The 14365-nt window shown below is 43.9% G+C and carries 11 protein-coding genes; 8 read left to right on the forward strand and 3 right to left on the reverse strand.

What is annotated here, in order from left to right; all coding sequences use genetic code 11:
• The first annotated feature begins 8 nt into the window (after nt 1-8).
• From AC07NA_RS03710 to AC07NA_RS03740, 7 genes are all read left to right on the forward strand, one after another.
• Nucleotides 9-1244: a TolC family protein gene (locus AC07NA_RS03710; protein WP_494895773.1), complete on the forward strand. Its 1236-nt coding sequence runs from the start codon at nt 9-11 to the stop codon at nt 1242-1244.
• 1 nt (nt 1245) lies between these two features.
• Nucleotides 1246-2190, forward strand: coding sequence for an efflux RND transporter periplasmic adaptor subunit (locus AC07NA_RS03715; RefSeq protein ID WP_494895775.1), 945 nt, complete (start codon nt 1246-1248; stop codon nt 2188-2190).
• Nucleotides 2190-5276: an efflux RND transporter permease subunit gene (locus tag AC07NA_RS03720; RefSeq protein WP_494895777.1), complete on the forward strand. Its 3087-nt coding sequence runs from the start codon at nt 2190-2192 to the stop codon at nt 5274-5276. Before AC07NA_RS03715 ends, AC07NA_RS03720 begins: the two co-directional genes overlap by 1 nt.
• 51 nt (nt 5277-5327) lie before the next feature.
• On the forward strand, nt 5328-6335 hold the full coding sequence (locus tag AC07NA_RS03725) for a YncE family protein (protein ID WP_494895779.1): 1008 nt from the start codon (nt 5328-5330) through the stop codon (nt 6333-6335).
• A gap of 120 nt (nt 6336-6455) precedes the next feature.
• Nucleotides 6456-7097, forward strand: coding sequence for a phosphatase PAP2 family protein (locus AC07NA_RS03730; protein ID WP_494895780.1), 642 nt, complete (start codon nt 6456-6458; stop codon nt 7095-7097).
• 100 nt (nt 7098-7197) lie between these two features.
• Complete coding sequence (locus tag AC07NA_RS03735; RefSeq protein ID WP_494895781.1) at nt 7198-9579, forward strand: TonB-dependent receptor domain-containing protein; 2382 nt, start codon at nt 7198-7200, stop codon at nt 9577-9579.
• Nucleotides 9580-9806: 227 nt separating this feature from the next.
• Complete coding sequence (locus AC07NA_RS03740) at nt 9807-10955, forward strand: PepSY-associated TM helix domain-containing protein (RefSeq protein ID WP_494895783.1); 1149 nt, start codon at nt 9807-9809, stop codon at nt 10953-10955.
• A gap of 15 nt (nt 10956-10970) precedes the next feature.
• Here AC07NA_RS03740 and AC07NA_RS03745 read toward each other — a convergent pair whose 3' ends face one another.
• Nucleotides 10971-11693 (reverse strand): hypothetical protein, encoded by a 723-nt coding sequence (locus AC07NA_RS03745; RefSeq protein WP_494895784.1) that lies wholly within the window; start codon nt 11691-11693, stop codon nt 10971-10973.
• 155 nt (nt 11694-11848) lie between these two features.
• On the opposite strand from AC07NA_RS03745, the gene AC07NA_RS03750 reads away from it, so the two are divergent.
• A complete protein-coding gene (locus tag AC07NA_RS03750; RefSeq protein ID WP_345209402.1) occupies nt 11849-12031 on the forward strand; it encodes a Sec-independent protein translocase subunit TatA/TatB in 183 nt (60 codons plus the stop codon).
• A 46-nt stretch (nt 12032-12077) separates the two neighbouring features.
• On the opposite strand, the gene AC07NA_RS03755 is transcribed toward AC07NA_RS03750, so the two are convergent.
• Both AC07NA_RS03755 and AC07NA_RS03760 read right to left on the reverse strand, forming a co-directional pair.
• Nucleotides 12078-12962, reverse strand: a complete 885-nt coding sequence (locus AC07NA_RS03755) for a hypothetical protein (protein ID WP_494895785.1) — start codon at nt 12960-12962, stop codon at nt 12078-12080.
• Between the two features lie 111 nt (nt 12963-13073).
• Nucleotides 13074-14357 (reverse strand): S41 family peptidase, encoded by a 1284-nt coding sequence (locus AC07NA_RS03760; RefSeq protein WP_494895786.1) that lies wholly within the window; start codon nt 14355-14357, stop codon nt 13074-13076.
• Nucleotides 14358-14365 lie beyond the last annotated feature (8 nt).

Consider the following 14365-nt stretch of genomic DNA (forward strand, 5'->3'; position numbering starts at 1 on the left):
GATCAACGATGAAATGGCTCCCCGTTTTGTTAGTCTTTATACTTAGCAACAGCCAATTGCGCGCCCAAACCAAAACGCTTGATTATTACCTGGAGCAAGCGGTAAGCAACAGTCCGCTTTTAAAAGACCTTAATAACCAGGTGGCAAGCAGTAAGCTGGATAGCCTTGGTTTACGCGCCAGCTACCGTCCGCAGGTAAATTTAAACACCGCCGGTTACTATGCCCCTGTAATAAAAGGCTATGGCTATGCCGAGGCCATTACCAACAAGCAAACATTTAATGCTTTGCTGGGTGTAAATAAGCAATTGGTGAGCAAGGGCTACATGAACGCGCAAGTAATGGCCATTACCCTACAGCGCGATTCATTGATAAATGCCGGTAAACTAAGCGCGCAGGATTTAAAGCGTACCGTTATAGGCCAGTACATTACCGCTTACGGCAGCCTGCAACAGGTTAAATTTAACATTGAAATTGTTAAACTTCTATCCGGTGAGGAGTTGTTGCTTAAGAAGCTTACCCGCAGTAATGTATACAAGCAAAGCGAGTATCTGGCTTTTTTGGTTACTTTAAAACAACAGCAATTGCAATTATTACAGGCGCAGCTACAGTACAAAAATGATTTTGCCACACTTAATTATATTGCCGGTATTGCAGATACTTCAGCGGTTGAACTAAGCGATCCATCCTTACAAAGGGCGACTTCGGCACAGGTGCACAACAGTATCTTCTTTAAGCAATACCAGCTGGATAGCTTGCGGCTTGCTACCAATAACAGCCTGCTTAACTATAGCTACAGGCCGCAGGCAAACATCTTTGCCGATGGCGGTTATAATTCCGATTTTTTGGTACAGCCGTATAAAAATTTTGGTGCCAGTGTTGGTTTTACCATCACCATGCCTATTTATGATGGTGGACAGCGCAAACTGCAATACAAAAGAATAAAGCTGGAAGAAGAAACCAGGCAAACTTATAAAGCCTTTTTTAATACCCAATACCGCCAGCAGATCAACCAACTGAACCAGCAGATCAGTGAAACAGAAAAGCTGATCAACGAAATAAACGCGCAAACAAAATATTCGGAAAGCCTGATAAAGGTTGATACCCAATTACTGCAAACCGGCGATGTTAAAATTGCCGATCTGATACTGGCCGTTAATAACTATTACTCGGTAAAAAACCTGCTTACGCAAACAAGCGTTAGCCGCCTTCAACTCATCAATCAGTTAAACTACTGGAACAAATAGTATGAAACTAAACCTACGCGCAAAGGCGCACATTAGCCAAATGGGCTTTTTTATATTGGCTGTATTGTTGTTTTCGGCCTGCCAAAGCACGCCCCCTGCCGATGCCACCGCCGAAACGGAAACCGAAACACCGGTAAAAGTTACCTCAGTAGATAACAGCTCGCTTACCGATTATATCGACCTTAACGCTACCGCTACCTTCTTACAAAAAAGTTATGTTAAAGCCACTGCTATAGGTTACCTGCAAAAAGTGAACATTCAGCCGGGGCAATACGTAGGGCAAGGCCAGTTGCTGTTTGTTATTAAAACCAAGGAGGCGCAAAGCATCGGCAATACCATCAACGTGCTCGATACCACTTTTAAATTCTCAGGAGTAAGCCGCATCCGCGCGGCCGAGCATGGCTATATTACCCAGCTAAACCACCAAACCGGCGATTACGTGCAGGACGGCGAGCAACTGGCCGTTATCAGCGACAGGGCGAGCTTCGTTTTTGTAATGCAGCTGCCTTACGAGTACCGCAATTATTTAGCAATAAGTCAGGATGTAGCGTTAACCCTGCCGGGCGGCGAACAGGTTACAGGCAAGGTAAGTTCATTTATGCCCGCTGTAGACAGCCTTTCGCAAACACAGGGCGTAGTGATAAGAACTACCGGCAGCAAAATAATACCCGAAAACCTGGTTGCCAGGGCTCGCATTGTAAAAACTAATAAAACCAATGCGGCTTCACTGCCCAAAAGCGCGGTACTTGCCAACGAAACCCAAACCGATTTTTGGGTAATGAAACTCATTAACGATACCACCGCTGTAAAAATACCTGTAAAAAAAGGGATTGAAACTACCGACAAAATTGAGATCCTGTCACCGGTTTTTTCACCGGGCGATAAGATCATCATTACCGGGAATTACGGACTGGCAGATACCGCCAAAGTTAAGATCATTAAATAATGGAGAAATCAGCCAATACACATATAGAAAAAACGGAGAACTTCTTCATTTTCTATCGTAAACCACTGTTGCTGGTTTTAGCACTGTTGATAACGGGCGGTATTTTCGCCTATACCAAACTGCAAACCTCGCTTTTCCCCGAGATCACTTTCCCTAAGATCAAGATCATTGCCGATGCAGGGCTGCAACCGGTAAACACCATGATGATTACCGTTACCAAGCCTTTGGAAAACGCGGTAAAACAAGTGCCCAACCTGCAACTCGTACGTAGCACAACCAGCCGGGGCAGTGCCGAAATTTCGGCCTATATGGATTGGAATGCCGATATAGATCTGAGCAAACAACAAATAGAATCGCAGATAGCCAAAATACAGAACACGCTGCCTCCCGACGTAAACGTATCGGTAGAGAAAATGAACCCCTCCATACTGCCTGTAAGCGGTTATACCTTAGAAAGCCACGAACGCTCCCCTATTGAGTTGAAACAGCTGGCTACATTTACGGTAAAGCCATTCCTGTCGCAAGTGGCGGGAGTTTCCGAGATCAGGGTAATTGGTGGGAAGAATAAAGAATACTGGCTGGTATTGAAACAGGATAAGATGACAGCGCTCTCACTTACGCCCGATATGATCAGCGCTGCGCTATCGCAAACCAATTTCATTAAATCCGAAGGTTACCTTTCCGATTATAAGATGCTGTACCTCACCGTAACCGATGCTACGGTAAGCGCTAAAGATCAGCTGGAGAATATGGTGATCAGCAATAACAGCAAGCGGGTAATTCAATTAAAGGATATTGCCACCATACAGGTAAGCGAAGGCATTGAATACACCAAGATAAACGCTAACGGCCACGATGGTGTATTGATAGCCGTAATCAAACAGCCCAATGCCAACCTCATTTCCCTATCAACAGATATGGCGACAAAGGTAAGCGCGCTGCAAAAAATACTCCCTAAAGATGTTACCATTAAACCATACTATGTTCAGGCCGATTTTGTAAACGATTCGGTTAAAAGCGTTACCGACAGCGTTTGGATAGGTTTACTGCTGGCCATTGTGGTAGCTATCATATTCCTGCGGTCGTTAAAAGCGAGTGCTACCATCCTCATTACTATCCCGGTAACCCTTGGGCTTACCCTCATAGTGTTGTATGTAATAGGCTATACCTTTAACATCATGACGCTTGGTGCCATAGCCGCCGCTATCGGACTCATTATTGATGATGCCATTGTGGTGGTAGAACAGATACACCGCACCCACGAAGAGCACCCCGAGCAACCTACCAGCAGGCTATTGAAAAAAGCCATCGACTATTTGTTCCCGGCTATGCTGGGTTCATCGGTAAGTACTATCGTTATTTTCTTACCCTTTTTGCTGATGACGGGCGTGGCGGGCGCTTACTTTAAAGTGATGACCAATACCATGATCATTACCCTCGTATGTTCATTTTTTGTTACCTGGATAGGCTTGCCGGTTATTTATTTGTTGCTTACCCGTAACCAATTGGGGCATTCATCAACCAAAAAAGAAGAAGTACACGAGGTAAAAAGGCAAGGCTGGGTATCATTCTTCATTATGAGGCCAATATTGAGCATCCTCATTATAGCAGGTTTGGTAGCGGTGATCGTGCTGGTGCCATCCAACCTGCAAACCGGTTTCCTGCCGGATATGGATGAAGGCAGTATCGTATTGGATTATACCTCGCCGCCGGGAACCTCGCTCGAAGAAACCGACCGAATGCTGCGTGAGGCGGAAAAGATCATCATCAAACACCCCGATGTGGCGGCATATTCGCGCCGTACAGGTACACAAATGGGATTTTTTATTACCGAACCCAATACCGGCGATTACCTGATACAGCTTAAAAAAGGCCATCAAAAAACAACCGAAGAAGTAACCAGCGACTTACGTGCCGAAATTGAACGCACACAACCTGCTCTTAGGGTTGATTTTGGCCAGGTGATCACCGATATGCTGGGCGACCTCATGAGCTCTACGCAACCTATCGAGATAAAGGTATTCGGGAATGATCAGCATGTGCTGCAAAACCTGTCGAGGCAAATAGCCGAGCAAACAACCGCCGTAAAAGGTACGGCCGATGTGTTCGACGGTATTATCATCGCCGGTCCTTCCGTTAACATTGTGCCCGATTATACCAGGCTGGCTCAATATAATATTACCCCTGCCGCGCTGCAATTTCAGGAACAAACCGCGTTAGATGGCAATATTGTAGGCAACCTATACGAATCGCAGCAACTATCGCCCATCCGCATGGTATATCCCGGCAACAGATCGTTAAACATCGCGGCCATTAAAAACCTGAATATCTTTTTGGCCAATGGCAAACTGGTGCCTATTAGTCAGCTGGCCACGGTAGATATTAAAGAAGGTGATGCCGAGATAGAACGGCAGGATCTGCAATCAATGGGTGTTATTACCGCCCGGTTGGATAACAGCGATTTGGGTACGGTTATACCTGCCATTCAAAAAAACATAGCAGCCCATGTTAACCTGCCTAATGGTTACCACGTGGAATACGGCGGCGCTTATGCCGAGCAGCAACAGTCATTTAAAGAGTTGCTGATCATCCTTGTCACCTCTTGTTTACTGGTATTTGGGGTTATCTTGTTCTTGTTTAAAGAGTTCAGGATTGCGTTTTTGATATTGGTGATGGCGGTTTTGGGTATATCGGGCAGCTTTTTAGCATTGTATTTAACCAACACGCCATTGAACGTGGGCAGTTATACCGGGCTTATCATGATAGTAGGTATTATTGGTGAGAACGCCATTTTTACCTTCCTGCAATTCAGGGAAAGCGCAAGGGATAAAACTATCGACGAGGCTATCATCTACTCCATATCTACCCGTTTAAGGCCTAAACTCATGACGGCGTTGGGCGCTATTATAGCACTGATGCCGCTTGCCCTGGGTATTGGCGCGGGCGCTCAATTACACCAGCCATTGGCCATAGCCGTTATCGGGGGCTTCCTGATCGCTTTGCCCCTGCTGCTGATTGTGTTGCCGAGTATGATCAGGATCTTTTACAAGCAGGATAAAAATAATTCGCCGGTGATAACAGCCTGATAAATCCATAATCTCTACAGAATTATTGATCAACTTTCGCAAAAAAACAACATGAAAAAAAATATCTTAGGGTTTGCTATACGGGCTATGTTCAGCCTGGCGCCTTTATGCCTTAAAGCTCAAAATTATGTTCCGCATAATACCATCGCGTTGCCGGGCGACGGCAAATACGATTACCTTTCAATAGACCAGGTTCGCCGTAACCTTTTTATTTCACATGGCAACTCGGTAAACATTGTTAATCTTGATACCGAAAAACCGGTAGGCGTTATTGCTGATTTGCAAGGTATACACGGTATAGCTATTGATAATAAAGCGAACAAAGGTTTTATCAGCGACAGCAAAGCCAATGCCGTGGTAGTGTTCGATCTCGTATCTTTTAAAAAGATAAAATCAATACCCCTTACCGGTGCCGAAGGCTGCGATGCCATTATGTACGATAGCTATTCCGACCGAATCTTCACATTTAACGGCGAAACCAGCAATGCTTCGGTAATTAACCCCGCAACCTTAAAACAAGTTGGTACCGTTAAGTTAAGCGGCGCTCCTGAATTTGCAGTAGCCGATGGCAAAGGGAAAATATATAATAACCTTGAAGATAAAAGCAGTCTTGACGTTATTGACAGCAAAACACTGAAGGTTATCAAAAATATTCCATTAGCACCTTGCGGCGGGCCTACAGGTTTGGCTTTAGACAGCAAAAACCAACGTTTATTTACTGTTTGCAGAGAAAACAAAGGCATGAGCGTGCTCAATATCAGCACCGGTAAAGTAATAGCCACCCTGCCTATTGGCGAAGGTGTAGATGCCGTTACCTATGATGCGGCTACGCGACTGATCTTTTGCTCAAACGGTGATGGCACAACAACTATTATCAAACAAAAATCGGCAGATGAGTACAGCGTTGTACAAACCCTTAAAACACAAGAAAGGGCTAAAACAATGGCACTTGATACAAAAACCCATAAAATTTATTTCACCGTTGCCGAATTTGAAAAGGGTACCCACAATGTAGTTCCCGGTACTTTTAAGCTGATGATATTTAAACAGCAGAATTAATCTTTTAACATAAACTGAGTTTACAAAAGCGGGCAAACATATATATTAGTTTGCCCGCTTTTGTAAACAATACTTTAAAACAAGTGTAAGTACCTTATATTACCATCTTAATTACTGTTAATGGAACCAACTGCCCGCAAAAAGAAAATATTATTGTATGTAATGATTGGCTTGATTGTCGGTTTTTTGTTGATTACCGCTTTTGTAGTATTACTACCCACTACGTTTATCGATATTAAGTTTTCAGAAGAGATACAGGAACATCGTAATCCGTTACTGGATACTATTATGAAAGCGATAAGCTGGCCCGGCACTGTACCGGCCTCTCCCATTATAGTATTTGTTACGGCATTGCTGTTTTACCTTTTCCGGTATAAAAAAGAGGCTTTGTTTGTGTTATTAACCTTATTATCAGGCTTGCTCAGCACTATTATTAAATGGCTTGTTAACAGACCACGCCCATCAGATACATTGGTAATTATAATGGGCAAAAGCAGCCAGCAAAGCTTTCCGAGCGGGCACGTGCTTTTTTATGTGGTCTTTTTCGGTTTCATTACCGTGTTAATGTTCGAGCTAAAATCTATCGCGAAGCCGTTAAGATTAAGTATAGCCGCAGTATGTATTTTCCTTATCTTTTCTATACCTGCATCGCGCATATACCTTGGCGCGCATTGGTTTACCGATGTATTAGGTGGCTTTATATTGGGAATACCATGCCTGTATCTACTGGGTTATCAATACATTAAACGAACCCGCGTATAATTTCCCGGGCTATGTTAAGTTTTCATTTTAATTAGACCAATTATAAACAATGCTATATATTTGCAAGTGTTAACTGTACACTTACTCATATATTTATTTGATGAAACCCCTATTTGCAATTTTACTGGCGTTATTGTCAGTCTTCTCCTTCAATTCAAACGCCCAAACAACAACCGGTAATATCTCCGGTAAATTAACCATGGTTGACGGGCAGCCACTGGCATCGGGTGCTGTAACCCTTGTTGAACTGGCCAAAACAACACTAACTGACGAACAAGGTCAGTATACTTTTAAAAATATAACACCCGGTAACTATACCATCAAAATACAAGTGCTTGGTGCCGCTCAAAAAGATTTGCCGGTTACGGTGATTGCTGGTCAGCAGGCCATTGTTGATTACCAGTTGCCGAAAGAGAACGTTACCGCCTTGCAGGAGGTGACCATACCGGGCAATAAAAACAAATTCTTTAAAAAAGAAAGCGTTTACATAGCCAGGCTTCCTTTAAAAAACTTGGAAAACCCACAGGTTTATAACAGCGTATCAAAAGAGTTGATACAAGAGCAGGTAGCTTTGGATTTGGGAAGCATCTCTAAAAGTGTACCCGGTGCCGGTATCCCGATGATCGCTAACCAGGGCCGAGTAACCTTCCGTTCCCGTGGTTTTGAAACTGAGCCAAACGCGCGTAATGGTGTGGCCGGTGCCGCGTTCTCTTCCATTGATCCGGTAAATCTGGAGCGTATCGAAGCCATCAAAGGCCCGTCTACTACCCTGTTCGGTACAAGTATCTCCAGCAGCTACGGTGGTTTATACAACCGTGTTACCAAAAAACCTTATAATGATTTTGGCGGTGAAGTTGGCTTTAGCGCAGGCAGCTGGAACCTTAATCGCCTTACACTTGATGTAAACTCACCTGTAAATGCCGATAGGACTGCTTTGTTCAGGTTAAACGCTGCTAATACACATCAAAAAACTTTTCAGGATCAAGGTTATACTAACAACCTGACTATTGCACCAAGCTTTTCTTACCAGATAACAGACCGCCTTTCGTTATTACTTGAGTTTGAATTCGGACAAGAAAAAGGAACTTCGGTAGTTCGCTTTAACCCATTCACCGGGAGCGGCTTAACGCAGTCAATTGTTGATATTGGCTTCCCTTACAACAAAACCTTTTTGGGTAACGATTTAACTTACTCAACGCAAATGATGAACATATTTGCGCAAATGAACTATAAAATATCAGAACATTGGACATCACAAACCGTGGTTTCAAGGGCTCGCTCAACCATTAACGGTTACATAACTGCATTAAACGGACGTGCAAACAGCACCCTGCAACCACAGATAATAGTGGGTAATACCAACTTTATAGCTACCGATGTTCAACAGAACTTTATTGGTGATTTCAAGATCGGCCAGTTCAGGAACCGCCTGGTTGCCGGTTTAGATTATTACAATAATTATAATGATTTTGACCGCGTTACCGTTAACCTGCCTGCTATCAGTTTCCTTAACCCACCTACCAACTACAGGGTAACCCGTTTCCGTATCGACTCTATTGCTACCAACGGCGGTACTTTACGTAAAGAAAAGAACCGCGATAATACTTACGCCATCTACGTGTCGGATGTATTTAACATTACCGATAACTTACTGGCCATGGCAAGTTTACGTGTTGATCGTTACCAGTATTTGGGTGTATATAACGTTAATACCGGCCAAACCGCGGGTGGCTTAGGTGCCAATGGTATATCTGCCGGTCCGTATAGCCAAAATACAGTATCACAAAAACTGGGCTTGGTTTACGAAGTGTTTAAAGACCGTTTTTCGGTTTTTGGTAACTACATGGGTGGTTTCTTTAACCGTAGCGGTCAGTCAAAAGACGGTACACCTTTTAAACCAGAACGCGCTAACCAGTTAGAGTTTGGTGTTAAAGGCGATCTGTTCAACCACATTTTGGCGGGTAGCGTGAGTTACTATGATATACGCGTAAAAGACATATTAAGAACCGACATAAGCGATACCAATTATTCATTGCAGGATGGTACACGTACCAGCCGCGGCGTTGAGGTTGACCTTACCGCCAACCCATTTACCGGCTTTAACATTTTGGCCGGTTATACTTATAACTACAGCGTTATTACCAATGCTAACGCAGATGTGAATGGCCTTCGTCCGGATGGATCAGGACCTGATAATATGGTAAACTTTTGGTTGAGCTACCGCTTGCCTGCCGGTAACCTTAAAGGTTTGGGCGCGGGCTTTGGCGGTAACTACGGCAGCCAATCGTACCAGTTAAATACGCAAACAACCAAGGTAATTATACCATCATACACTATGTTTGATGCTACCTTATTTTACGATCAGCCAAAATATCGCGTTAGCTTTAAGGTGAACAACTTAACTAACGAAAAAGCATGGTCGGTACGTTTAACACCACAAGCACCGGCTCAATTTATTGGTAGCCTGAGCTTAAAATTCTAAATAGATAAATGGGGCGCAATGCCGGTATTATTAAGTTTTTAATCAACTCACCCCTACTACGCTACGCTGGTCGCCCCTCTCTGCTTCGCAAATAGGGTGAAAAAGAAAACCTTCTTTGCACTTGCGCAGAGAAGGTGGTCGAGCGAAGCTAAGACCGGATGAGTAAATATAGCAGGAGCTTAACTTGATGATATCAACGCAATGCCCCATTTTTAATTCATTACCAAATGAAAGCATTTAAAAAGATTACCGGTTGGCTGCATTTATGGCTTGGGTTGATATCGGGTATCATCCTTATTGTGGTAGCGCTAACCGGCGCTTTGTTAACTTTTGAAGAAGAGCTCGACCCTATCTTCTTTAAAAAATCGAGGGTGGTTGAAGTAAGCGGCACACGTTTATCTGTTGATAGCCTGGTACAGATAGCCAACACTGCTTTTCCGGGTAAAAAAGCAGCCAGGCTCATTATACCCGAAACTGCCGACCGCAGCATTACTGCCCGCATTGGCGCAAGAGGCAAAGGGCTTAAAATAGCCTATATCAACCCTTACACCGGTGCTATATTATACAAAGGCCCGTACGAAAAGGAGTTTTTTCAGCAGGTGCGTAACCTGCACCGTTATTTACTGATGGAAGAAACCGGCAAAGTGATCACCGGCATTTCTTGTTCTATCTGCTTGTTTTTGGTGATCAGCGGTATTATTATCTGGTGGCCTGCCAATAAAAAAGCCATCAAACAACGCTTTAAAATTAAATGGGATGCATCGGGTAAACGTTTAACCTGGGATCTGCACGCGGTATCGGGTTTCTATATTTCGTTATTTTTATTATTGATCACCCTCACCGGTTTCGTGTGGAGTTATCAGTGGGCCGAAGATTTGATCTATACCCTTGCGGATGGTAAGCAACCCAAAGAAGCCAAGGTTAAAAACCTTGAAAAATTAAAGGTTGCCAAGCCCGGCATTTACCAGGGAATGCTTGACCAAACCAACCAAATTTACACTTATACAGGCACTGTCGCCTTTAACTTACCGGCAAAACCCGCTTTAGCGGTTACAGTGCAAAAAGAGTTGGAAGAAAGCGTGAACAGGCAGGTTGACGCAGCAAGTTTTGACAGCCATACGGGCAAATTCATAAGCAAATTACCTTACGCCAAACTATCCAACGGCACCAAGATCCGCAGGATGATATTACCTATCCATACCGGAAGCCTGCTTGGCTGGCCTACTAAATTGCTTTATCTTATTGTGTGTCTATTCACCGCCAGTTTACCGGTAACGGGCTTGCTGATATGGTTGAACAGAAAAAAGAAGTCGAAGACAAAATCGCCGCGCAGAAGATCAACAGTGGCGAAGCCGAAACTTGTACCTGCTAAATAATAGCTGTCCGAATTATCACTTAACCATCAGGCTATAGTTGCACCTTTGCCTGATGTTTGAGTATGCTATACCTTTGTAATTGCCCGCACCAGCCTCTTCCCAATCCTGCCTGATGATGTATAGGCCCGGCATAGTGGTTTTAAATATAGCCTCTCCCTTTTCGTCAACAGTTAATTCCTTTTCCCAGTTTTCAGGGTTAAACACCCGCAGTTTTGTGCCGTTTAATGCCGGGGTATTATTGTTAAAAGCTTTTACGGTTACTATCCCCTCTTGCACAGTTGTTAAAATATCCAACAATTGAACAGGCTTTAAAACAGGACCGGCTGTGCCCACCAGGTAATCAGCACAGAGGTAGTCAATCGGGCGTACATTTTTACCGCCGGTTTTCGATCTGTCGACAACGGGGTGGCTATCATTGATACCCAATATGCGGTAGCTACCATTGTGTTTTGGCACAAATGTACCTTCCCAGCAATCGGCCTTGCGCAAAATAGGTACGTCAACTTTCTGGCCTTTATCATCAATTACACTCATCTTAAAATCACCTGCAAGGGTTAATTCATTGCCACCATCGCGATGGCGAATGCTGTACTCATCTATATGCCCATAAATAATCCTTATCGTAACCGCGTCGTTTACTTTACCCGAACCACTAACTTCCATCCAATAGGCGCTCGCTTTGCCTAAAGCAGGGAAAAGGATCGTCAACATGGTCATCAAAAAAAGCACTTTCTTCATAGCTGCAAAAATAACAACTACAGGCTGTAAACATGAGTGTTTTGACTGTTCTTTGATCTGCAAAAAATAAAAACATATATATCAGTAAAAACAAAACTATTTATGCTTTATAAACGTAACTACAGCATCGATTATTCATTTAACAACATATCACCATGGGATTAGGCGCACCAGAGATCATTTTAATTATTGTAGCAGTATTACTGTTATTCGGCGGAAAGAAAATACCTGAACTTATGAGAGGTTTAGGCAAAGGCGTAAAAGAGTTTAAAGATTCGCAAAACGGCGTATCTGAAACACTTGCTCCGGCACCTGTAAGAACAGAAGAAAAAATCTAATAAAAGCAAATGCCGCTCTCAAATATGAAGCGGCATTTGTTTTTTATTAGTTTGATTTTGACTGGTACAGCTGATACTTCGACCAAAAATCTTCCGACTTTGATAATGCGGTACGGTCAATACTACTGCCCTCTCCCGCTCCTCCACGTCCCGGGCGACCACCACCGCCACCCATACCACCGCCGCGGCCTCCGCCACCTCCCATTCCACCACGACCACCGCCGCCTATACCTCCGCCTCGCATGCCACCTCTTCCGCCACCACCGGGGCCACCTTCACCATTTGATGGTCGCGTAAATCCGTTGATCTTGATATTAAATGCCCATGTACCTTTAGCAATATCGGCGTCATCAAAAAATTTCACAGGGATAGCAGCTTCGTATACCATATTGCCGTCGGCATCATAATCAAGCGCGGCCCTAAAACCATAAGTATTTTGAATGGAGAGGTAATCGTAATCTATCTCCTTAAAACCCGTCACCTTAATTTTTTGAAGTTTAGTGAGATAAGCTTTGTGTTGTTCTTCACGCGTATCCTCATTGGGTTGCTCGCCGGGTTGGGAAGTTTGTTCGCCGGCCGGCATAGCAGGCGGGCCGCTCTCAGGGTCGCGGGACGGAAATGTAAGTGTGTAAGCCGCTTTCTTTTTGCCTTTAACGTTGATGCCCCAGATAAGGCCGGCCATTAAAACCCGTTGCTGCTCGGTACGGTCGCTAAAACGGATGGCGAGGTATACAAATTTGGCATCGTTGGCTATGGTATAATTCCACTTTTTTTCTTCGTTAAAATACCGCAAACTATCGCTCCAGTCTTTCAGGTTGCCATCTACTATGATAGTTTCCGCAGGCGGAAGTAAAGCTTTATCACTTTGGCTCATCGCGTTATTTGCCAGCAGTACACAAAGGCAAATCGCGATAAAAACAGGTCTGTTCATACAAATATTCAATTACGCGTGCTATGTAATAAAACATTGGCACGCTGTAAAAAAATGTAGACCAAAGCCTGTAATGTGTAGACGAAAACCGTAGTTAATTATTGTAGATTATCATTTCAACAACTTAAAACGGTGCTCAACCATAGGCAACACCATGGTAGCTTGCTGGGTTAGCGAAGTTGTTTTTTTCATGTTGCTATTGGCGGCGACAGGTATCTGCCCTGTATTGATATAATTGATGGTAGCCTTGAGGCAGGTTTCTTCGGGGTTGCCTAATTCATACAGGTTATCGGGCACTATGGGAATATCAATCTGCATCCCAGTAAAATAATCGGCATTGCCGGCAGCGTTCTTTATCAAAAAGTTCGACATAAAAACCGTGTATTCATCAATATTGATACCGATAAACCCAACAGGCTTGCCGTAAGTTGTACTGCCAATCAGTTTCACATTGAGGTAAGGCCTTAAGCAATTGATCAGCAATTCACTTGCTGATGCCGTTTGCCCCGAAACGATGAAGTAGATATTTTTTAAATTGGTAAGATTGCCTTTTTTACTGAAGATATAGGTATTACCCGCTTCCGAATAATCAACATCGGCCATGGTGGCCAGCCTGCCCTGGTAGTTTACAGGTTTTCCGTTTGCATCAAGATATGGCTGATGCTGTAATATTGTAGCCTTACCCTGCTGCATCTGGCTATTGAATAGCTCGCTATACATCACCTTACCGTTAAACGCAGGCGGAATTAACAGATTGGCCACGTATTCGGCAGTTTCGATATAACCGCCGCGGTTGCTACGCAGGTCAATGATAATATCGGCAGAATTAGCTGCGGCTATCTGCGCAAAAGCAGCGTCAATATATGATTTTGCATTAGCCAGCGATGGAAATGATGATAAAGCTATGTAACCCACCTTTGCATCGCCCGCGTTTAGTAAGGCCACAGCCGCTACCGGGTTTCCGCTTACTTCGTTGGTATTGGTAATGGCCAAAGCAAGTCCGGATGGTGTGGAGCCTCTATTTGCCAGATATGAGTATTTGGCAACGTTGGCGGTAAGGGCGTTTTCAAAAGGCAGGCTGTTAGCCGGGTTTATTTTGAGTTGTGTTATATCAAACAGTTCTGTTTCGTAAGCCAGCAATTGTGGATTAACACCTGCATATTTTACCCGCGGATTAAACGTCGCGTAATCGGGAAGCGCATCGTTCCACAAATACATTTGTTTGGCATACAAATAAATAGAATCTAAAGTAAACTGAAACCGGGTACCGCTGGTAGGCGAAACAATGGCATCCGCATCTCCTTTCACCATTGGCTCTTTTGAACAGGAAAGAAGGCCGAATGTTATACAAAGATAAAGCAGGTAGATCCACTGTTTCGCTTGCCCAAATTTCATCTTACTTA

The organism is Mucilaginibacter sp. GW821-FHT07G05 (genome assembly GCF_059418565.1).

Excerpts from the sequence above, each read along its gene's own strand:
- AC07NA_RS03710 (WP_494895773.1), top strand. The coding sequence starts at position 9 with ATGAAATGGCTCCCCGTTTTGTTAGTCTTTATACTTAGCAACAGCCAA.
- AC07NA_RS03715 (WP_494895775.1), top strand. The coding sequence starts at position 1,246 with ATGAAACTAAACCTACGCGCAAAGGCGCACATTAGCCAAATGGGCTTT.
- AC07NA_RS03720 (WP_494895777.1), top strand. The coding sequence starts at position 2,190 with ATGGAGAAATCAGCCAATACACATATAGAAAAAACGGAGAACTTCTTC.
- AC07NA_RS03725 (WP_494895779.1), top strand. The coding sequence starts at position 5,328 with ATGAAAAAAAATATCTTAGGGTTTGCTATACGGGCTATGTTCAGCCTG.
- AC07NA_RS03730 (WP_494895780.1), top strand. The coding sequence starts at position 6,456 with ATGGAACCAACTGCCCGCAAAAAGAAAATATTATTGTATGTAATGATT.
- AC07NA_RS03735 (WP_494895781.1), top strand. The coding sequence starts at position 7,198 with ATGAAACCCCTATTTGCAATTTTACTGGCGTTATTGTCAGTCTTCTCC.
- AC07NA_RS03740 (WP_494895783.1), top strand. The coding sequence starts at position 9,807 with ATGAAAGCATTTAAAAAGATTACCGGTTGGCTGCATTTATGGCTTGGG.
- AC07NA_RS03745 (WP_494895784.1), bottom strand. The coding sequence starts at position 11,693 with ATGAAGAAAGTGCTTTTTTTGATGACCATGTTGACGATCCTTTTCCCT.
- AC07NA_RS03750 (WP_345209402.1), top strand. The coding sequence starts at position 11,849 with ATGGGATTAGGCGCACCAGAGATCATTTTAATTATTGTAGCAGTATTA.
- AC07NA_RS03755 (WP_494895785.1), bottom strand. The coding sequence starts at position 12,962 with ATGAACAGACCTGTTTTTATCGCGATTTGCCTTTGTGTACTGCTGGCA.
- AC07NA_RS03760 (WP_494895786.1), bottom strand. The coding sequence starts at position 14,357 with ATGAAATTTGGGCAAGCGAAACAGTGGATCTACCTGCTTTATCTTTGT.